The sequence below is a fragment of the Synechococcus sp. CCAP 1479/9 genome (assembly GCF_019038535.1).
Classification (GTDB): domain Bacteria; phylum Cyanobacteriota; class Cyanobacteriia; order PCC-6307; family Cyanobiaceae; genus Cyanobium.
The window spans coordinates 469,022-488,012 of record NZ_JAFKRK010000016.1; the positions used below are offsets into that span (position 1 = coordinate 469,022).

Here is an 18,991-nt window from a genome sequence, read left to right on the forward strand (position 1 = left end):
TGCCTGGCCACCGGCAGGCTTACATTATTCATTGGCTCTGGCCAGTGCTACGGGTCAGCCAGTCCACCGCTGCTCCAGCAGCACATCAGAGCACTGCTCCAGCAGCACATCAGAACACTGCTCCAGCAGCTCAACAGAACGTCTCTCCAGCACGGCCACTGGGCCACGGCCGCAGGCCGTTGTTGCCGTCACGGCTTTCCGGTGTTTCCCTGATTCCAGTCACGCTTCACTGCTGCCGGGCAGGGAAGGGACCCCCACCACGGTTGGCCACCCCCTTGAGCGCCGCCCATCCGCCACCGCACGCCTCCGATGCCCACCAGGCACGGCGCGCGCTGCCGGAGATGCTGCAGATCGCAACCGCCATCAGCGGTGCGGTCAACCTGCCGGCCCTGTTGCGGCAGATCCTTTCCAGCTCCAGGGATCTCACCCTCAGCGACGCCGGCAGCATCTACCTGGTGGAGGAGGGGAAAGGGGAGAAGCAGCTCTGGTTCACCGCCTTCCAGAACAGCTCCCTGGCCGCAGGGGGGACCGGCATCGACGCCAGCCTGCTGGATGTGCGCTTCCCGATCACCCCCGAGCGACTGGTGGGCTGGACGGCCCTGCACGGCGAGGCGCTCAACCTGCCCGACGTCTACGCGATTCCCGCCGACCGCCCCTACCACTTCGACGCCGAACTGGATCGCCGCATGGGCTACCGGGCGGTGTCGATGCTGGTGGTGCCGCTGCGGACCATGGCCGGGGAGGTGGTGGGGGTGATGCAGCTGATCAACAGGAAGCGGGAGTCCTCCTCGCTGCTCACCCCTGAAACGGCCGCCTCGCTGGTGCGCCCCTACGACGCCGGCGACCAGCAGCTGATCGAGGCCCTGGCCGCCCTGGCGGCGGTCTGTGTCGAGCGCACCCAGGCCCTGGAGGGGCAGCAGCGGCAGATCGATTCGATGATTGCCCTGCTGGCCGGAGCGATCGATGCCCGCAGTTCCCACACCGGCCGCCACTGCTCCCGGGTGCCGGAGCTGGCGCTGCTGCTGGCGGAAGCGGCGGAGGCCACCCAGGACGGACCGCTGGCCCCCTTCCGCTTCAAGGGGGAGGCGGAGCGCCGGGAGTTCCGCACGGCGGCCTGGCTGCACGACTGCGGCAAGATCGTCACCCCCGAGGCGGTGGTGGAGAAGGCCACCAAGCTGGACGCCCCCGCCAACCGGCTGCACGAGATCCGCACCCGCTTCGAGGTGCTGCTCCGGGATGGACGCATCGCCATGCTCGAGGGTCTGCTGGCGGGCGGCGATCCGGACGCCCTGGAGCGGGAGTACGCCCGGCTGGAGCAGGAGCTGCAGCAGGATTTCGCCTGCGTGGCCCGCTGCAACCTGGGCAGCGAAGGCACCGATCCGGAGGATCTCGCCCAGCTCCGGCGGCTGGCGGAGCGCACCTGGTGGCGCCATTTCGATGACCGGATCGGCCTGGGCTGGGAGGAGCAGACCCGGTACAGCGGGCCGCCGCCGCCCCTGCCCGCCCGGGAGTCCCTGCTCAGCGACGCCCCCCACCAGCGCATCCCCCGGCCGCCTGAGGAGGTGCCGGAGGCCCGCTGGGGGTTCAACCTGGCGGTGCCGGAGCTGCTCTACAACCGCGGCGAGCTCTACAACCTCTCGGTGGCCAGGGGCACCCTCACCCCCGAGGAGATCTACAAGATCCGCGAGCACATGATCCACACGATCGTGATGCTGGAGAGCATGACGTTCCCCCCCTCCCTGGCCCGCGTCGCGGAGATCGCGGGGGGGCATCACGAGACCCTCGACGGCCGCGGCTACCCTCGGGGCCTGGGGGCGGAGCAGTTGTCGATCCCGGCCCGGATCCTGGCCATCGCCGACATCTTCGAGGCCCTGACCGCCGCCGATCGGCCCTACAAGCGGGGCATGCCCCTGTCCCAGTCCCTGGCGATCCTGGCCGGTCTGCGGGATCGCGGCCGCATCGACGCGGACCTGTTCGCGCTCTTCCTGCGATCCGGCGTGTACCTCACCTATGCGGAGCGATTCATGGCCGCCGACCAGATCGATCCGGTGGATCTGGACGCCCTGCTGGGGCCCCATGCCTGACCAGCCCCATTCCAACGTCATCCAGGAGCTGCTGGGCGAGCTTCACGCCTCCTTTGCCGGGGTCCGGGAGGGGCGGGTGGCCGATTACATCCCCGAGCTGGCCAAGGCCTGCCCCGACGACTTCGGCATCGTCATCGCCACGTCGGGCGGGAGGATCTACGAGATCGGCGACACCAGGAAGGAGTTCACGATCCAGTCGATCTCCAAGCCGTTCATCTACGCCCTGGCGCTGAAGATGCTCTCCTTCGACGTCATGGCCAGCAAGATTGACGTGGAGCCCTCCGGGGAAGCCTTCAACGCCATCAGCCTGGATCCGGACTCCGGCAAGCCGCGCAACCCGATGATCAACGCCGGGGCGATCGCCGCCTCCGCCCAGATCTGTGACGCCCACCCCGGCGGGGCCGTCGACCTGCTGCTGGAGTATTTCGCCGAGCTGGCCGGCCGGCCCCTGACGATCAACGAGGCCGTCTACCGCTCGGAGAAGGAGACGGGCCACCGCAACCGCGCCATCGGCCACCTGCTGCGCAACTTCAACATCATCGAATCGGATCCGGAGCCGGCCCTCGACCTCTATTTCCGCCAGTGCGCCATCTCCGTCACCTGCCGCGACCTGGCCGTGATGGCCGCCACCCTGGCCTGCCAGGGCCGCAATCCCTTCACCGGCGGCCAGCCCCTCTCCTATGACATCACCGTGCGGGTGCTGGCCCTGATGGGCACCTGCGGCATGTACGACTTCGCCGGGCAGTGGCTCCATGACGTCGGCATCCCGGCCAAGAGCGGCGTCGCCGGCGGCGTCATGGCGGTGATCCCGGGACGGCTCGGCATCGCCACCTATTCACCGCCCCTCGACGGTTTCGGCAACAGCGTCCGGGGGGTGGCTGTCTGCCGCCAGCTGTCGGTGGGGGTGGGACTGAGCCTGTTCAATCAGTACTACCAGGTCGATGCCACGATCCGCCGCTCCTACCAGGGCTCCCAGCGCAAATCGCGCCGCTGGCGCAGTGAGCGGGAGCTGGAGATCCTGGCCCCCCACCGGGACGAGGTGCGCATCATTCACGTGCAGGGGGTGCTCGATTTCGGCGGCATCGAGCAGCTGGCCGCCGAGCTGGTGCGGCTCAGCGGCGACGTGCGCATCCTGATCCTCGATCTGGCCCACGTGACCGAGTGTCCGATGGAGTCCTCGGGGCTGCTGGACCGCCAGCTCTGTTCCCTGGAGGATCAGGGGGTGGAGATCCTCCTGTCGCGGGCCGGCCGGCTGCCCCTGGTGTCCAGGGCCGGCTGGGCCATCACCGAACGGATCGATGCCTACGAGCACCTGGATTCGGCCCTCGAGGCCGCCGAGGAGCTGCTGCTCACCTGGTACGCCCCCGCGGCCGACGGGGACAACAGCGCCGACGATGACCTGGCGGATCAGGGTGTCCTGGCCGCCCTGGGGGCGGACCACCGGCGGATCCTGGCGGAGCGCCTGGTGAGGCGATCGTTCATGGCGGGGGATTTCGTGATCCGCCGGGGGGATCCCGGCGACGAGCTGTTCCTGGTGCGGACCGGCTCCTTCGACATCGCCCTCGACATCAAGACCGGCGATGGACTCAGCCATTCCACCCGGCTGGCCACCTTCGGCCCCGGGCTCTGCTTCGGCGAGATCGGCTTCGTGGCCCAGACGCCGCGCACCGCCGACATCATCGCCACCCGCCCCGGCGAGTGCTGGGTGCTGCACCGCAACGCTTTCGATGACCTCTGCGCCAGCCATCCCGACGTGGTGATCGCCCTGCTAAAGGCGCTCACCTGCGACATCGGCGCCAAGCTCAGCCAGACGAGCGTCCAGCTGACGCTGATGGAGCACTACTGAGGCCGGCGGAGCGACCCCGGGCCCCCGCGCTGGGCGATCATGCCTGTCCCAGCACCTCTCCCTGCGTTGTCGTGATGGCTGCCGATCCCACCCGCCCCAGGCCCCGCAGCGGAGCCGAGATCCGGGAGGCCTTCCTCGCGTTCTACGAACGGCAGGGGCACCGGCGGATGGCCAGCGCCTCCCTGGTGCCCGACGACCCGACGGTGCTGCTCACCATCGCCGGCATGCTGCCCTTCAAGCCGGTGTTCCTTGGCCAGGCGCCGCCACCGGCTCCCCGGGCCACCAGCAGTCAGAAGTGCATCCGCACCAACGACATCGAGAACGTGGGCCGCACGGCCCGGCACCACACCTTCTTCGAGATGCTGGGGAACTTCTCCTTCGGCGACTACTTCAAGGAGGAGGCGATCGCCTGGGCCTGGGAACTCACCACCGAAGTCTTCGGCCTCGATCCGGCCAACCTGGTGGTCAGCGTCTTCCGGGAGGACGACGAGGCCGCCGCCATCTGGCGTGACGCCGTGGGGGTGGACCCGAAGCGGATCATCCGCATGGACGAGGCCGACAACTTCTGGGCTTCCGGCCCCACCGGCCCCTGCGGCCCCTGCTCGGAGATCTACTACGACTTCCACCCGGAACGGGGCGACGACGGCATCGACCTGGAGGACGACAGCCGCTTCATCGAGTTCTACAACCTGGTGTTCATGCAGTACAACCGCGACGCGGCAGGCACCCTCACGCCCCTGGCCCGGCGCAGCATCGACACCGGCATGGGTCTGGAGCGCATGGCCCAGATTCTGCAGCAGGTTCCGAACAACTACGAGACCGACCTCATCTATCCGCTGGTGGAAGCCGCCGCCGCGCTGGCAGGGGTCGATTACCGCGCCCTCGACCCCCGCGCCCAGACCTCCCTCAAGGTGATCGGCGACCACAGCCGGGCCATCACCCAGCTGATCGCCGACGGCGTCACCGCCTCCAACCTGGGCCGGGGTTACGTGCTGCGCCGCCTGCTGCGCCGGGTGGTGCGCCACGGCCGGCTGCTGGGCATCGACCGTCCCTTCCTGGCGGTCATGGGGGAGGCGGCGATCGCCCTGATGGCCCCGGCCCATCCCCAGCTGCCGGAGCGCCGCGAGGTGATCCTGGCCGAGCTGGTGCGGGAGGAGGCCCGCTTCCTGGACACCCTGGAGCGGGGCGAGAAGCTGCTGGCCGAGGTGCTCGCCGCCCGGCCGGAGCGCATCAGCGGCGACGCGGCCTTCGAGCTCTACGACACCTACGGCTTCCCGCTGGAGCTCACCGCGGAGATCGCCGAGGAGCACGGCCTGACGGTGGATCTGGACGGCTTCGAGGCGGCCATGGAGCGCCAGCGCCAGCGGGCCAAGGCGGCGGCCGTGAGCATCGACCTCACCCTCCAGGGGGCGATCGAGCAGGTGGCCGGCGCCCTCGAGCCCACCGACTTCCGTGGCTATGGGGCCCTCGACCAGGCGGCCTGCGTGCTGGCCCTGGTGGTGAACGGGGAGCCGGCCACCGCCGCCGCCGCCGGCGATGCGGTGCAGATCGTGCTCGACAGCACCCCCTTCTACGGCGAATCGGGCGGCCAGGTGGGCGACCGGGGCGTGCTGCTGGCCGGGGAGGGGGCCGCCGGGGTCGGGGGAGGCCTGATCGTGGCCATCGAGGCGGTGAGCCGCAACCGCAGCGTGTTCGTCCACAGCGGACGGATCGAGCGCGGCCGTCTGGCGGTGGGCGATGTGGTGCAGGCCCGGGTGGATCGCAGCTGCCGCCGCCGCGCCCAGGCCCACCACACCGCCACCCACCTGCTGCAGGCGGCCCTGAAGCAGGTCGTCGATGACGGCGTCTCCCAGGCGGGCTCCCTGGTCGATTTCGACCGGCTGCGCTTCGACTTCCACTGCCCCCGGGCCCTGACCCCGGCCGAACTGGAGCAGATCGAGGACCTGGTCAACGGCTGGATCGCCGAGGCCCACCCCCTGGAGGTGGCGGAGATGGCCCTGGAGCGGGCCCGGGCCGCCGGGGCCGTGGCCATGTTCGGTGAGAAGTACGGCGAGGTGGTGCGGGTGGTGGACGTGCCCGGTGTCTCGATGGAGCTCTGCGGCGGCACCCACGTGGCCAACACCGCCGAGATCGGCCTGTTCCGGATCGTCGCCGAGACGGGGGTGGCGGCGGGCATCCGCCGCATCGAGGCCGTGGCGGGTCCCGCCCTGCTCCCTTACCTGCGGGAGCGCGACCGGGTGGTGCGCGAGCTGGCCGACCGCTTCAAGGCCCAGCCCGGCGATATCCTCGAGCGGGTGGCCCTCCAGGGAGAGGAGCTGCGGGCCAGCCTCAAGGAACTGGCGGCGGCGCGGGGGGCCCTGGCGGCGGCCAAGGCCAGCGCCCTGGCGGAGCGGGCCGAAGCGCTCGGTTCCCATCGGCTGCTGGTGGAGCGCCTCGATGGCGTCGACGGCGCCGGCCTCCAGGAGGCGGCCCAACGCCTGCAGCAGCAGCTCGGGGAGGGGGCGGCGGTGGTGCTCGGCGGCCTGCCGGACCCGGCCGATCTGGGCAAGGTGATCCTGGTGGCGGCCTTCGGCTCCGCGGTGGTGGCCGCCGGGGCCAAGGCGGGGGCCTTCATCGGCGGCATCGCCAAGCTTTGCGGCGGCGGTGGCGGCGGTAGGCCCCAGCTGGCCCAGGCGGGGGGACGGGACGGCGCCGCCCTCGATGGGGCGCTGGTGGAGGCCCGTCGGCTGCTGGCTGCCCAGCTGGCTGGCGGCTGAAACTTGCTGGCTGAGGCTCAGAAGCGGTAGTTCACCCGGGTGTAGAGCCCCTGGCCCAGGAGCCAGTCGTTCCAGGGGCCCAGGTTGTCGGTGGTGGAGAAGGGCACGGCCCAGCCCAGCTCCACCGACCAGTGGTTGCTGGCCAGCCAGCGCAGCAGCAGGCCGCCGGAGCCCACCGTGTCGCCGAAGCTGCCACCGCTGAAGTTCGTGCGGATGCCGCCGGCCCCGATGAAGGGGACGAGCTGGAGAGCACTGGTCTTGCTGTCCCAGAAGGTCCAGACCGCTTCGGTGCTGGCCAGCCAGCCGCTGTCGCCGCTGATCAGCTGGCCGGGCAGCCCGCGCAGCCCCACATCGGAGCCGAGGGTGAACTGCATCGAGGAGGTCAGCGGGGCAAAGGCCAGCTGGGCGGCGGTCCGCAGGTTGACCTGCCAGCGGGGGGAGACCGTCCAGGAGGCGGAGAGGAAGCCGCCGATGGCGGTGGCCCGGCCCGCCACGATGCCCGCTTCGGCCAGTTCCTGGCGCTGGACGGTCGGGGTCGCCGCGGCGACCCCCTGCAGCAGGTAGGCGCTGCCGCTCCAGCTGCTGTGGCGGCCGGCGCCGCTGCCGTTGACGCCCAGCCGCAGGTAGCCGCCGGCGGGGGCGCGGACGCTGGCGGGCACCGAGACCGGCAGGGCGCTGCCCTGCTCGTAGATGTTGCTGCGGCTGTTGCTGTAGCCGGCGAAGAGACTCCAGCGCTGGCTGAGGGATTCGCGGAACACCCACTCGAACTGGGCCAGGGCCTGGTACTGGTTCGTGGAGAACCCGTCGGCGGGGGCCGGCAGTTCCACCAGGTTGCGGCGGCTGAAGCCGATGCCGCCGGTGAGGCTGAGGTTGTCGCTGAAGGGGTAGGTGTAGCTGAGGGAGGCGATGGCGGCGCCCAGCTCGGGGGTGTCGGTGGCATCGAGCTCGCCGTAGACCAGCAGGGTGTCCCCGCGCCGCAGCAGGCTCGGCTTCAGCAGCGTGGCCACGGCGCGGAACTCCCCCGAGCCGCTGTTCCCGTCGTTGCGCAGGGACAGATCCCCCTGCCAGGGCTCCCGGGAGGGCTCCACGGCAACGCGGAACACCCCTTCGGAGGGGTCGCTGCCCAGCCGGGCCAGGGTGCCCCGCACGCTCTCGATTCCCGGCTGCCGTTTGAGCAGCTGCAGCTGCAGCTCCACCGTCGACAGCCGCAGGATCTGGCCCCGCAGGGGGCGCAGCAGCCGGCCGACGCGACGGTTCAGCCAGGGATCGCTGCCGGAGACCTGGATGCCGACCACACGGCCTTCCACCACATCGAGATACCCCGGCGCCGGGTCGCTCCCCACATAGACCCGGCTGCTGACGTACCCGTCGAAGACGAGCCGGGTGCTCAGGGCCACGGCGCAGGCCTTGAGCCGCTCCTGGGGATCGATGATCCGGCTGCATTCGGCCAGGATCGTGCGCACCTGCTCGGGGGTGTAAAGCGTCAGCCCGCGGATCTCCGGCAGGGGGGCCGGTGCCAGGGAGGTGGGGAGCTGGGGGGCCGGTTCCGGGGCGGCGGGGCCAGCGCCGGCTGGCGGGGCTCCGCCGCCGTCGGGCTGGGGGGCGGGAGTCTCCAGGGGGCGGACGTCGACCGGAGGGGCCGGCTGGGGCTGGGCGGGAGAGGGCCGTTCCAGCTGGCTGGGCGGGCCCGGAAGGCGGATCGGGCCATCCTGCAGGGGCGGAGCCACCAGCTGGGCGAGAAGGAGGAGCATGCAGGGTGGGCCGAATTCCCGCTCAGAAAGAGAGGCTGGTAGCTTGCTGAGGTGTTGATGAGATCAGGCGGACTAACACCTGAGGCGTGAATGATGACCCAGCAAGTGGTTCAGCCATCGGCGCCTAGGGAACTTACCTGCTGTGGTCGAGAGTGGGGCTAATCTTGAGTAACAACCGCTACTTTTTGCCCGGCGAGTTGGTCCGAATCCGCCTCATTTGTCCGGCATGGCTGACGCAACGGCGGTCCCGCCTCGTGCCTCTGGGGCTCGCGGTCGTGCTGGGCCTGCTGGCTTCTCCCGTCGCCGCCGGTGAGATCACCGCCACCGGCGGGATCCTCGGACTCGGCAGTGTGGTCAATGGCCAACTCGGCGGCAGCTGCTCCGGCGGGGCCTGTGCGATCCGTGGGGGCACCTCCGCCGGGGCCAACCTCTTTCACCGTTTCTCCGCCTTCGACACCCGCGGGGCGATCACGGGGGTCACCCTCGATGTGGGTGGGCATCGCAACGTGATGGTGGGGGTCACCCACCCCCTGGGCAGCTTCATCGACAAGGCCGTCACCCTCAGCGGTCCGGCCAACCTGGTCTGGCTCTCCCCGGGGGGGCTCCGACTCAGCGGCGCCGGCACGTTCACCAACGTCCAGCAGCTCAACCTGACCACCGCCACCACGTTGCGGGTGGGTGACGGGCGTTTCGACGTGCTCGGCACCACGGCCGCCGCCGCCACCGCCTTGACGGGCACTCCGCTTCTGGGCCTGTCCGGTCTCAGCACCGACCCGGCCAGCCTGGGTCAGCTGGGCCTCTCCGCCCAGGGGGACCTGGCCATCGACGGCGGCCTGCTCACCGTTGATGGCGGCCTGCTGCTGGATGCCCAGGGCGGCCACGTGCTGCTGGGGGGATCCCGGCTGCAGGCGCCTGGGGGCACTGTGGCCCTGCAGGGGCAGGCGGTGTCGCTCCAGGACAGCACGGTGGAGGTCTCCGGTCCGGCCGGGGGCAGCATCCTGGTGACCGGTGACCGGGTCTCCATGGCCGGCTCCAGCCTGCGGGCGGATGCCAGCGGGGCCGGCCGCGGCGGGCGCATCGAGATCCTGGGCAAGGACCTGGCCGAGGTCCATGGCGTCATCAGTGCCCGGGGCGGTCCCCAGGGCGGCGATGGCGGCTTCGTCGAAACCTCGGCCAGCAGGCTGGCACTCTCCACCGCCCCGGATCTGTCGGCGGCGCGGGGGCGGGGCGGCACCTGGCTGATCGATCCCCGCGACATCGACATCGTTCCCAGCGGATCCGGTGGCGGCCCTCCGCCCGGCGGTTCCGGAGGCGGACTGCCGGGCTCGGCGTCGCTGATCGATGTGGGGCTGATCAACACCGCCCTCAACGGCGGCCAGACGGTGATCGTGGACACCACCGACCCCGCCGCGACCCAGTCGGGGACCATCTCCCTGCTGGCCCCGGTGCAGAAGACGGCCGGGACGAATTCCACCCTGGAGCTGCGGGCCGACGGCAACATCCAGATCAACGTCCCGGGCGTGGATCCCACGGCCTTCTCGAACACTTCCGCAACCGGGAGGCTGGACGTCAATCTCTGGTACCAGAAAGGAGCCGATCCCTCGGTCCCCGTGGGAGCGATCAGTTGGCAAAAGGGCGCGGTGGACATCAACACCGGAACCCTGCGCACCTTCCAGGGGGCGTCGCGGATCGACGGCAACATCGAGCTGACGGGAGCCTTCGAACCGTTCAATCTCGTTTCGGGCACCGTTCGCACCGGTGAATTCACCTGGAGTCCGACGAGTTTCGGTGCCATTCAGCTGTCGCGGTTCAATGAAACCAGGCCGGCCGTTCTGGATATCTCCAGGCGTTATGTCCAGGGGCCCGGCCGCTCGGTCACCGCCTTCTCGAGGGCTCTGCTGCAGATCGGCCCTTCGACCCGGAGCAGCCTGATCGACCGCGGCACGGTCACGGATTTCACACCCGTCAAGACCACCCTGATCAATGTCGCCACCGGGGCGACCCTGGCGCTCAATCAGGCCACGATCGCTGGCCCGAATCTGGCCGTGGAGAGCGGCGCCCAGCTCCAGCTGACAGGGGCCAACCAAGTGGCGGCCCTCGACAACGCCGGATCGATCGTGATCGCTCCTGGCTCCACCCTCGACCTGGAGAGTGCGGCCGTCTCCCCCGGGGCCTCGATCGTCCTGCAGGGCAATGGTTCGGCGCGGCTCCGGATCGACGGCGCCGCCTTCCGCAATGAAGGAACGATCCAGGGATCCGGCCTGATCGAGGTGGGCTCCGGTCTGGGGACGTTCACCAACGGAAACTCCCTGCTGCCGGGGGCACCGGAGGCGTTGCTCGATCCGGTCGGCGCGCTGCAGATTCGTGCCCGCAGCCTCACGCTGGAGCCCAACAGCCGGCTGCTGTTCGATCTCTCCACCCCCGACCAGCTCTCCGTCTTCGGCGACACCCTCCTCGGCGGGGGGCTGGAGGTGGCGTCGCCGCCGGTCGTGGGGGTCATCACCCCTTTCGAGCTGATTCGGGCCCGCGGCATCTCCCTCGCCTTCGATCCCGCCCAGATCGTCCTGCCGATCGGTTTCACGCTTCAGGGCGTCGTCGCGACCGGCGATCCCCAGCTGCCATTCAGCTTCGGCGGCAATGTGGCGGCGACGCCGCCGCCGCCCCCGGCCCCGCCCGATCCGTCCGTCATCCCCACCCCGCCCGTCACGCCCCTTCCACCCCAGGCGGTCACGCCTCCGGCGACCCCGACACCGTCCTCCCCGCCGAGCCCCTCGAGCCCGCCGGCCCCGTCGTTCCTCCTGCCCGATCTCGGCTATCGCATCTTTCCGTCGACCCAGACAACCCCCTTCGGCTCCACCGTCAGCAGCAACCGGCGCGGGGTGGGCTCCGATGCCCTGGCGGTGAACCTCTCGGAGGCGGATTTCAGTCTCACCGGCGGGTCGGTGCCGGTGCCCGGCCCCCTCACCACCACCACCAGCAGCCTCTCCACTTCCCAGGTGGCCGCGGCGATCACCGACGGCGATCAGCAGCGCACCGAGGACGTGCGCCGGACCCTCGGGGATGTGGGAATGGCCGGAGATTCCGGCGGAACCCTGCGTCTCGAGGAACTGCAGCAACTGCTGAGCAAGGCCTCCCAGAAGGGGGACCGGGATGACGAGCGCTTCAATCCGGCGGTGCTGATGGTGTCCTTCACCGAACAGAAGCCCACCGCGGGCGAGGAGCCCAAGGCCGCCGACGCCAGCGGCAAGAAACCGGCCAACTCGTTCCTCGATCTGATCCTGCTCAGCCGCCGGGGGGAGCCCGTCGGCAAACGTGTCGAGCTCTCCAGGGAACGCTTCGGGGAGCAGCTGCGGGCGCTCTACCGCCAGCTGGCCCGCCTCGAGCCCCTCCAGGTGGAGAATCCGGACTCCCCGTCACGGCAGATCCACCGGGCCCTGATCGAGCCCATTGCGGCGGAACTCCGGGCCAAGGGCATCACCACCCTGGTGATCGTCGCCGACCGGGGCCTCCAGGGCCTCCCCTTCGCCGCCCTCCACGACGGCACCAGCTATTTCGGTGATCGCTACGGCTTCTCGATCACCCCGTCCCTCAACCTCACCTCCTTCGGCCCTCCGCGCCAGACCCGGGGGCGGGTGCTGGCGGCGGGTGCCTCGGAGTTCGAGGGGCTCAGCCCCCTGCCCCTGGTGCCCGAGGAACTGGCCGGCATCCCGGAGGGGGTCGGGGTCGACCGTTTCCTCAACAAGAACTTTTCCCCGGAGGTGCTGCTGAGCCGGGCTGCCGACCCGCGCTACGAGCGTCTGCACGTGGCCACCCACGCTGAATTCCTGCCCGGTGGCCCCTCCCAGGCCCGCATCTACACCGGCACCGGCTCGGTGACCCTGCAGGAATTCGCCCGCCTGCGCCAGCAGCGCAGCGGCAGCCCGCTGGAACTGTTCGTGCTCAGCGCCTGCCGCACGGCCCTGGGCGACAGCGACAGCGAACTCGGATTCGCCGGCCTGGCCCTGCAGGCGGGATCCCGCAGCGCCATCGGCACGCTCTGGTATGTCGATGATGTCGCCACCTCCGCCTATTTCCTGCAGCTTTATCGCTTCCTCGACCAGGGGATGCAGAAAGCCGATGCCCTGCGGGCCACGCGCCAGGCCATGTCCACTGGCAAGGTGCGGCTGGAAGGCGATAAGGTCATCGGGTCCGATGGCGTTCCCCTTCTCACGGAGCTGAGCCCATCCCAGCGGCGTCGGATTGCGGCAGGCGTGACCCATCCCTACTTCTGGGCCGGGGTTCAGTTGATCGGGACTCCCTGGTGAGGCCTCACCCACGGGTTCCTGGGCCCGGTCCCTTTCCCCTGCCTCATCTGACGAGCCTCTCCGGCCATCCCGGTTCTTCATTCCGTGCCTGATCTTCCAGCCGTCTTCAACGTCTTTCTGATGCTGGCGATGGCCCATTTCGTCGGAGACTTCGGGCTCCAGAGCGATCGCATGGCCCGGGAGAAATGCCCGGGCTGCGGTGTGACCCTCGGCTGGGGTTGGTGGCTCACCTCCCATGCCGCCATCCATGGTTTTCTGGTGGGAGCCATCACCCAGTCACCCCTTTTGGGTGTGGCAGAGTGGGTCGTGCATCTTTTGATTGACTTCGGCAAATGCCGTCGTCTCTGGAGCCTGTGGTTCGATCAGGCGCTGCACATCATCACCAAGCTCCTCTGGGCCTGGCTGGCCATCCAGCATGCCAAGCCTGGGTTCTGGTTGTCATGAAACGTTGCCGTCAACTGTGGTCATGAAGACAGTTTTCATGCAGAAATCGGTTATTCAGAAAGCGATCCTGGACAGAGGGGCCATGAACAAAGCCGGTGCCGACCATCGCCAGGCTGCCTTTCACACGGCTGCCCGTCACACGGCTGGAGTTCGCCCAGGCCGTACGGGCCTGATGGTGCTGGCGGCCGGCCTGCTGACCCTGGCCCCGCTGGCGGTGCTTGAGCCGCCGCAGGCGCAGGCCCAGAGCGAACTGCGCAAGACCTTCCCGGGGCGCCGCGTCGGCGGAGGAACCCGCGGTGACTGCTCCAGCCGCCTGCTGGCCCACCTGGTGCCCGACAGCAGCGTCTTCGCCCCCGGCAAGGACCGCTACCTCGGCCTGCTCGAAGGCCCCAGCGCCTCCCCCAGCCCGCTGGAAATCACCTTCCGGCCCCTGAGCGGACGCGGCACCGCGGATGGTTCGATGGCCTCGGGCCAGCGCCGGGTGCTGCCGGCCTCCGGCCCGGGCATCACCCTGATCAGCCTCCCCTCGGTGAAGGTGCCGACGATGTGGGAGTCGAGCTATCTCTGCCCCGGGGCCGCGGCGACCGCCACCCCCGCCGATCCGCTCAGCTTCGTCGCCGCCGAATCACCGCCGGCCCTCAGCCTGCTGGTGACCGAAGCCTCGAAAGAGGATGGGGCCGTGCAGGCCTCCCTGGCGAAGCTGCGCCGCTCCTGCGGTGCCAGCGTGCCCCGGGCAGAGGTCGGCACCGCCTTCGGTCTGTCCGACCTGATCACGGCCCAGTGGCCCGAGCAGATTCCAGTGCGCTGTCCCGCCTGAGTCCACCCCGCAGCTCCCAGATCCGCAGGGGCTCGGTGCGTCCCTTGACGTTCAGCTCCCCCCAGTCGAGCCACTCCAGCGGCAGGCCCTTGGGCAGCAGATCCACCGTGCTGGAGGACACCAGCACCCGGCAGAGATTGGTCTGACGCTGCTTCTCGAGGCTCTCCAGCCTTGCGGCGCAGTTCACGGCGTCGCCGATCACGGCGTACTCCAGCCGTTCGCTGCTGCCCATCGATCCGGCCAGCACGGCGCCGGAATGGACACCGATACGGAGACCCATCGCCGGCAGTCCCTCCTTCTGGAGCTCCTCGTTGAGGTTGTCCACGGCCCGCTGGATGGCCAGGGCGGCATCGATGGCCGCCTTGGCATCGGCCTCCTCGCCGCTGCTCAGGGGGGCCCCGAAGACCGCCAGCAGGCCGTCGCCGGTGAACTTGTTGACCATCCCGCCCCGGCGCGTGATCGCGGGGACGAACAGGGCCATGCCCCGGTTCAGCCAGTCGAGCAGCTCTCCAGGACTGAGTCGTTCCGACACGCTCGTGAACGAGCAGGTGTCCGACATCAGCACGGTGACCGGCAGCTGCCGACCCTCGAAGCGCCCGTCGCTGAGCAGGCCATCGCGTTGGTTCCAGAGCTGGCGCGCCACGGCCGGGGAGGTGGTCTGGCCCAGGAGCCGCTCGATCTGCTGGCGCTGCTTCTGGCTGGAGGCACCGCGGCGCACCCAGCCCGCGCCGGCCATGGCGATGAACCCCGTCAGGGGCAGGCTCAGGCCCACCCAGACGAAGTTGTAGAGCAGCAGCACGGCGCCACCGACCATCAGGCTGGCCACCAGCCCCACCACGAGCACGCTGCGGCGCAGCAGCACGAAGGCTTCCCCCAGCACGATCCCCAGCACCACCGCCACCACTTCGGCGACCCGCTCCACCCAGCCCGGCAGCGTCCGCAGGCGCCGGGGGTCGCCGGCGACGCTGCGGTCCATGAGGGCGGCCAGGCGATGGGCATGGATCTCGACGCCCGGCACCAGCAGTTGACTGGCCCCGAGGGTGGAGCGGGTCTGGGGCACCGGGAACAGGTCCCGCAGGCTCGGCGCGGTGCTGCCGATCAGCACGATGTGGCCACGGATCTGGTCGGCGGGGATCGGCCGGCGGCCGAGCACATCCTGGAGGTTCCAGAGGTGGAAGCTGCCGAGCTGGTGGAAGGACAGCATCTGCTGGTATCCAGCGGCATCGAGCTGGTCGTAGCCCCCCGACGCCGGATCCAGCCAGGGGCCCGGTTCGGTCCCCTTCTCGAGCCGCTGCCGCAGGCTCCGCTGGCCCTTGCCCACCTCCAGCAGGCGCAGGGCCAGCGACACGGTGGCTTCGTCCTGCCCGGCCACATGCACCAGATCGCGGCGGAGCACCCCGTCGGTATCGAGCACCAGATCGTTGAACCCCTGGCGATCGGCCGGCGTCCCGGGCACCGGGCCGATGGCTTCGGCCACGTTGAAGATCGAAACGAGGCGGGGATTGGTGCGGAACCGTTCGCGCAGGCAGGCCTGGTCGGGGCCCACGCCCTGATCGCGGTAGATGTCGAGGCCGATCGCCACAGCCCCTCCGGCGTTCAGCCGGTCGATCGCCTCGCACAGCACCCGATCGTCGATGGGAAAGCCGTAGGTGGCCAGGTCCGATTCGTCGATGCCGATGATCGTGATCGGCTTGTCCGTGCCCGGCGGCGCCGGACGCAGGCTGGTGATCAGGTCGTAGAGCAGCAGGTTGAGGGTTTCGTTGATGGGGCTGCGCTGCAGTGCCAGGAGCAGCAGGCCGGCGGCGGCGTAGGGGACGAGCGAGCGGAGGCCATCCCCCAGATGCAGGGCCTTCAGCCGGGCCAGCCAGGTCGCTGCCTTGGAGTCGGGCGGGGTTCCGCTGTCCATCAGCTGCCCTTGAAGGCGTAGAAGAGTCGCTTCATGGTGTCCAGCAGAGCATTGGAGCGCTCGGTGCGCTGTTCGCGGTCGAGGCTCTTCAGTTCCGCCTGGCGCTCCTGGACCATGGCGGCGAAGCGCTCCAGCAGGTCCGGATTCTCGTCCAGCAGGCCACTGATGCTGTCCCGGCCCACCTCCAGCAGCAGGCACTCCTCGGTGGCCCGCACCGTGGCGCTGCGCGGGGCGTCGAGGAAGAGGGTCATCTCGCCGAACACCTCACCCGGCCCCAGCTGGCGCACGGCCACGGTGTTGCCCGGCTCCAGCTCCTTGAGGATCTCCACGCTTCCCCGCAGCACGTGGAACATCGAGCGCCCCTCGGCACCCTCCTGCACCACCGCCTCGCCGGGTCCGTAGGCCACCAGGTGGCTGCCTTCCACCAGGGTTTGCAGCTGCTCGCCGCTCAGCTCGGTGAAGATGCCCTCGCTGGCCAGGGTCTGGCAGCACAGCTGGGGGGAGGGCCGGGCGGGGAGCTGGGGCCGGTCCCGGGAGCGGCGGGGCTGCAGCTCACGCACCGGGAAGGGGATGCTCTGGCCTTCCCGGGCCAGGGCATACCAGATCTGCTCGAGCAGGTCGCTGCGCAGGTCGCCGATGGCGCCGTCCCCCAGCTCCCGCTGCCACACCTGCAGCTCGTAGGCGATGGCGCTGTCCTGGAATTCCATGACCCGGATCCGGGGGGAGGGCTCCCGCAGCACCCTGGGGTGCTGCAGCACCACCTTCTCCAGCAGGGCCCTGGCCTGGGCGGGCGGCAGGTCGTAGTCGAGGCCGACGCTGAACCGGTTGCTGACAGCCCCGGAGCGGCCCAGGTTGCGCAGCACCCGCGCGGTGACGAGGCTGTTGGGGACGACCACCAGCTGGCCGTCCATGTTGCGGAGCATGGTGTCCCGCCAGCTCACCCGCACCACCACCCCGCGCACCCCCTGGTCCAGCTCGAGGAAGTCCCCTTCGGTGAAGTCGTCCCCCAGCTGCAGCTCCAGGCCGGCGAACAGGTCCTTGAGCGACTCCTGGGCGGCCAGGCCGATCACGGCGGTGAGCACGGCGGAGGTGGTCACCAGACCCACCAGATCCAGCCGTGCCGACTGGCGCACCAGCACCACCGTGGCCAGGGCGCCGCTGCCGACGGTGAGCAGCTGCATCAACAGCTGCGGCGGCGGCCGCCACAGACCCAGGTGGGCGGGCACCTGCAGGGCTGCCCAGAGGGCCAGGAGGATGGCGGCGTAGGTGAGCAGCAGGTCGTCGGTGAGCAGCACCCACACCCGGTAGGCCGGCGGCAGCCCCTGCAGCGGCAGCGAACTCAGCAGGGCCCAGGTGCCGATCGCCAGCAGCGGCAGCCGCAGCGGCACGGTGGGCAGGGCCCGGCGACGGCAGAGGCGGGCCAGCACCAGCAGCCCGGCTGTGGCGGCCAGGGCGCCGATCCAGATCTGCAGCAGGGCCAAGGCGCACGCTTCGATCGCCCCATCCTGCCGCCGATCCTGGCCGTCGGCTCCATGGCGGAGCAGGCTGGAAGCAACCATCCCCCAAGTCGATGCGCCCGATCTGCCCGCGCTCCGTCGTCCCGCTGCTGGGCCTGACGGCGCTCGCTTCCTGGCCGGGCACCGCGGTCGCCCAGGTGCAGCTGCGCTGCGAGGGCACCCTGCTGGAGGCCAGGGGCAGCGCTGAACAGGAACGGCCCACCCGCCGCCTGGCCTTCTCACTTGCGCTCGAGGCCGAGGCCGCCACGGCCGATGGGGCGCTCCAGAGCCTGCAGGAGCGGCTGGCGGCGGTGCGGACCGCCCTGCAGGGGCAGCAGGTGGAGGAGCTGCGGGTCACCTCCCCGAGCACCTGGAAGCGTGAGGCCGAACGCAACCGGCCGGCGGCGGTGACGGCCAGCCTGCAGGTCAGCGGCCGGTTGGTGCCCCAGCGGCTGCAGGCCCTGATCCGGGAGGTGGGGGCCCTGAGCGGGGTGCGGCTGGCGCCGGTGGCCACCGAAGCCGATCGCGGCCTGGATGGGGCGGTGCGGCGCCAGCTGCTGCGGGCGGCCTACCAGGACGCCCTTGAGCAGGCCAGGGAGGTGGCCGCCGCCGTGGGTCTTAGCCGGTTGGCCCCCCTGGAGGTGCAGGTGGACGGTAACGACCTGCGGCCGATGATGATGCGGGCCGCCGCCGCCGAGGCCGCACCCCCCTTCGATCCGGCCGAACTGGCCCAGCCGAAGGACCGGCTGGGCCTGCTGGTGCGGTTCTGCGCCCGCTGAGGCGATTCCGGCGGCGTCGGTGCATGACTTCGGTGCGTTTCCGGCCCGGTTGAGCAGAATGGGCCATCCGCACCGGAGCCCTGAGCCCATGCGCCGCCGCCACCTGCCGAGCCTCTCGATGGTGCCGATCCTGGTGCTCCTGGTCGGTCCCGCCCTCGGGCCCCTGCCGGTGCGGGCCTCCGAAAGCGCCGTGGTGCAGGAGATCCTCGATGGCAATGAGCTCTTCATCGACGGCAAGACGGCCAAGGTGAAGGAGAAGGCCGTCGCCCCCCAGAAGGTCAGCACCCAGAACAGCCGGGGCCAGATCCGTTTCGACAGCGGTGCCGCCGGCCGCCTCAACCGCTTCGCCCTGCTCAAGCTGGGCCAGGGCTGCTTCCTGATCGAGAAGGGCCAGATCCTGGTCTCGGGCAAGCAGAGCGGCTGCACCCGCTCCGCCCGCCTCAGCGTGCGGGGCACCAACTACCTCCTGGACGTCGGTGAGTCGGGGGAGGCGGAGATCTCCGTGCTGGAGGGATCGGTGGAGGTGGAGCCGCTCGCCGACGGCGAACCCACCGGCAAGCCCGCCACCACCGTGGAAGCGGGCCAGAAGCTGCGCCTCTCGCCCGCCGGGGTGGTGCTGGCGATCCTGGGGCTGAGCGTCAGTGATTACAACAGCATCCTGGGCGGCCCCCTGTTCCAGGGCTTCCGGGTGCCGCTGCCCGCCTACGGCTCCCTGGAGAGCTACATCCGCTCCCGGGTGCCGGGGGTGAACCTGCCCGTTCCGATCAGTCCGCCGTCGCTGCCCTTCGGCCTGCCGCGCTTCTTCTGA

The 18,991-nt window shown here is 70.3% G+C and carries 12 protein-coding genes; 8 read left to right on the forward strand and 4 right to left on the reverse strand.

Annotated features, from left to right (window positions below; all coding sequences use genetic code 11):
- Positions 1-54: 54 nt before the first annotated feature.
- Positions 55-192, reverse strand: a complete 138-nt coding sequence (locus KUG38_RS06595) for a hypothetical protein (RefSeq protein WP_216920014.1) — start codon at positions 190-192, stop codon at positions 55-57.
- 149 nt (positions 193-341) lie between these two features.
- On the opposite strand from KUG38_RS06595, the gene KUG38_RS06600 reads away from it, so the two are divergent.
- The 3 genes from KUG38_RS06600 (at position 342) to alaS (ending at position 6,686) form a co-directional block, all read left to right on the forward strand.
- Positions 342-2,084 (forward strand): HD family phosphohydrolase, encoded by a 1,743-nt coding sequence (locus KUG38_RS06600; protein WP_216920016.1) that lies wholly within the window; start codon positions 342-344, stop codon positions 2,082-2,084.
- A complete protein-coding gene (glsA, locus tag KUG38_RS06605) occupies positions 2,077-3,930 on the forward strand; it encodes a glutaminase A (protein ID WP_216920018.1) in 1,854 nt (617 codons plus the stop codon). The genes KUG38_RS06600 and glsA overlap by 8 nt, the downstream gene beginning before the upstream one ends.
- A gap of 74 nt (positions 3,931-4,004) precedes the next feature.
- Entirely contained in the window at positions 4,005-6,686 is a 2,682-nt protein-coding gene (gene alaS / locus KUG38_RS06610; RefSeq protein WP_216920020.1) for an alanine--tRNA ligase, read from the forward strand.
- A 17-nt stretch (positions 6,687-6,703) separates the two neighbouring features.
- On the opposite strand, the gene KUG38_RS06615 is transcribed toward alaS, so the two are convergent.
- A complete protein-coding gene (locus KUG38_RS06615) occupies positions 6,704-8,437 on the reverse strand; it encodes a ShlB/FhaC/HecB family hemolysin secretion/activation protein (protein ID WP_216920022.1) in 1,734 nt (577 codons plus the stop codon).
- 254 nt (positions 8,438-8,691) lie between these two features.
- On the opposite strand from KUG38_RS06615, the gene KUG38_RS06620 reads away from it, so the two are divergent.
- The 3 genes from KUG38_RS06620 to KUG38_RS06630 all read left to right on the forward strand — a co-directional run bounded on the left by KUG38_RS06620 (position 8,692) and on the right by KUG38_RS06630 (position 14,002).
- Positions 8,692-12,741: a CHAT domain-containing protein gene (locus KUG38_RS06620; RefSeq protein ID WP_216920023.1), complete on the forward strand. Its 4,050-nt coding sequence runs from the start codon at positions 8,692-8,694 to the stop codon at positions 12,739-12,741.
- Positions 12,742-12,861: 120 nt separating this feature from the next.
- Positions 12,862-13,185: a DUF3307 domain-containing protein gene (locus KUG38_RS06625; RefSeq protein ID WP_216920025.1), complete on the forward strand. Its 324-nt coding sequence runs from the start codon at positions 12,862-12,864 to the stop codon at positions 13,183-13,185.
- A gap of 82 nt (positions 13,186-13,267) precedes the next feature.
- Complete coding sequence (locus KUG38_RS06630) at positions 13,268-14,002, forward strand: hypothetical protein (RefSeq protein ID WP_216920027.1); 735 nt, start codon at positions 13,268-13,270, stop codon at positions 14,000-14,002.
- Here the strand turns inward: KUG38_RS06630 and KUG38_RS06635 are convergent.
- Together KUG38_RS06635 and KUG38_RS06640 are read right to left on the reverse strand one after the other, a co-directional pair.
- Positions 13,956-15,908, reverse strand: a complete 1,953-nt coding sequence (locus KUG38_RS06635; RefSeq protein ID WP_216920029.1) for a CHASE2 domain-containing protein — start codon at positions 15,906-15,908, stop codon at positions 13,956-13,958. The two genes, KUG38_RS06630 and KUG38_RS06635, sit on opposite strands and share 47 nt — an antisense overlap.
- Positions 15,908-17,389, reverse strand: a complete 1,482-nt coding sequence (locus KUG38_RS06640) for a mechanosensitive ion channel family protein (RefSeq protein ID WP_216920031.1) — start codon at positions 17,387-17,389, stop codon at positions 15,908-15,910. Before KUG38_RS06640 ends, KUG38_RS06635 begins: the two co-directional genes overlap by 1 nt.
- Positions 17,390-17,478: 89 nt before the next feature.
- Here KUG38_RS06640 and KUG38_RS06645 point away from each other — a divergent pair, with 89 nt between their 5' ends.
- Both KUG38_RS06645 and KUG38_RS06650 read left to right on the forward strand, forming a co-directional pair.
- A complete protein-coding gene (locus KUG38_RS06645) occupies positions 17,479-18,183 on the forward strand; it encodes an SIMPL domain-containing protein (RefSeq protein WP_216920033.1) in 705 nt (234 codons plus the stop codon).
- 88 nt (positions 18,184-18,271) lie between these two features.
- Positions 18,272-18,991 carry a FecR family protein gene (locus KUG38_RS06650; RefSeq protein ID WP_216920035.1) on the forward strand — a complete coding sequence of 240 codons (720 nt, stop codon included), beginning with the start codon at positions 18,272-18,274 and terminating at the stop codon, positions 18,989-18,991.

Bases quoted from the DNA above. Each gene is read 5' to 3' on its own strand.
- KUG38_RS06600 (WP_216920016.1), top strand. From the start codon at position 342: ATGCTGCAGATCGCAACCGCCATCAGCGGTGCGGTCAACCTGCCGGCC.
- glsA (WP_216920018.1), top strand. From the start codon at position 2,077: ATGCCTGACCAGCCCCATTCCAACGTCATCCAGGAGCTGCTGGGCGAG.
- alaS (WP_216920020.1), top strand. From the start codon at position 4,005: ATGGCTGCCGATCCCACCCGCCCCAGGCCCCGCAGCGGAGCCGAGATC.
- KUG38_RS06615 (WP_216920022.1), bottom strand. From the start codon at position 8,437: ATGCTCCTCCTTCTCGCCCAGCTGGTGGCTCCGCCCCTGCAGGATGGC.
- KUG38_RS06625 (WP_216920025.1), top strand. From the start codon at position 12,862: ATGCTGGCGATGGCCCATTTCGTCGGAGACTTCGGGCTCCAGAGCGAT.
- KUG38_RS06630 (WP_216920027.1), top strand. From the start codon at position 13,268: ATGAACAAAGCCGGTGCCGACCATCGCCAGGCTGCCTTTCACACGGCT.
- KUG38_RS06635 (WP_216920029.1), bottom strand. From the start codon at position 15,908: ATGGACAGCGGAACCCCGCCCGACTCCAAGGCAGCGACCTGGCTGGCC.
- KUG38_RS06645 (WP_216920033.1), top strand. From the start codon at position 17,479: ATGCGCCCGATCTGCCCGCGCTCCGTCGTCCCGCTGCTGGGCCTGACG.
- KUG38_RS06650 (WP_216920035.1), top strand. From the start codon at position 18,272: ATGCGCCGCCGCCACCTGCCGAGCCTCTCGATGGTGCCGATCCTGGTG.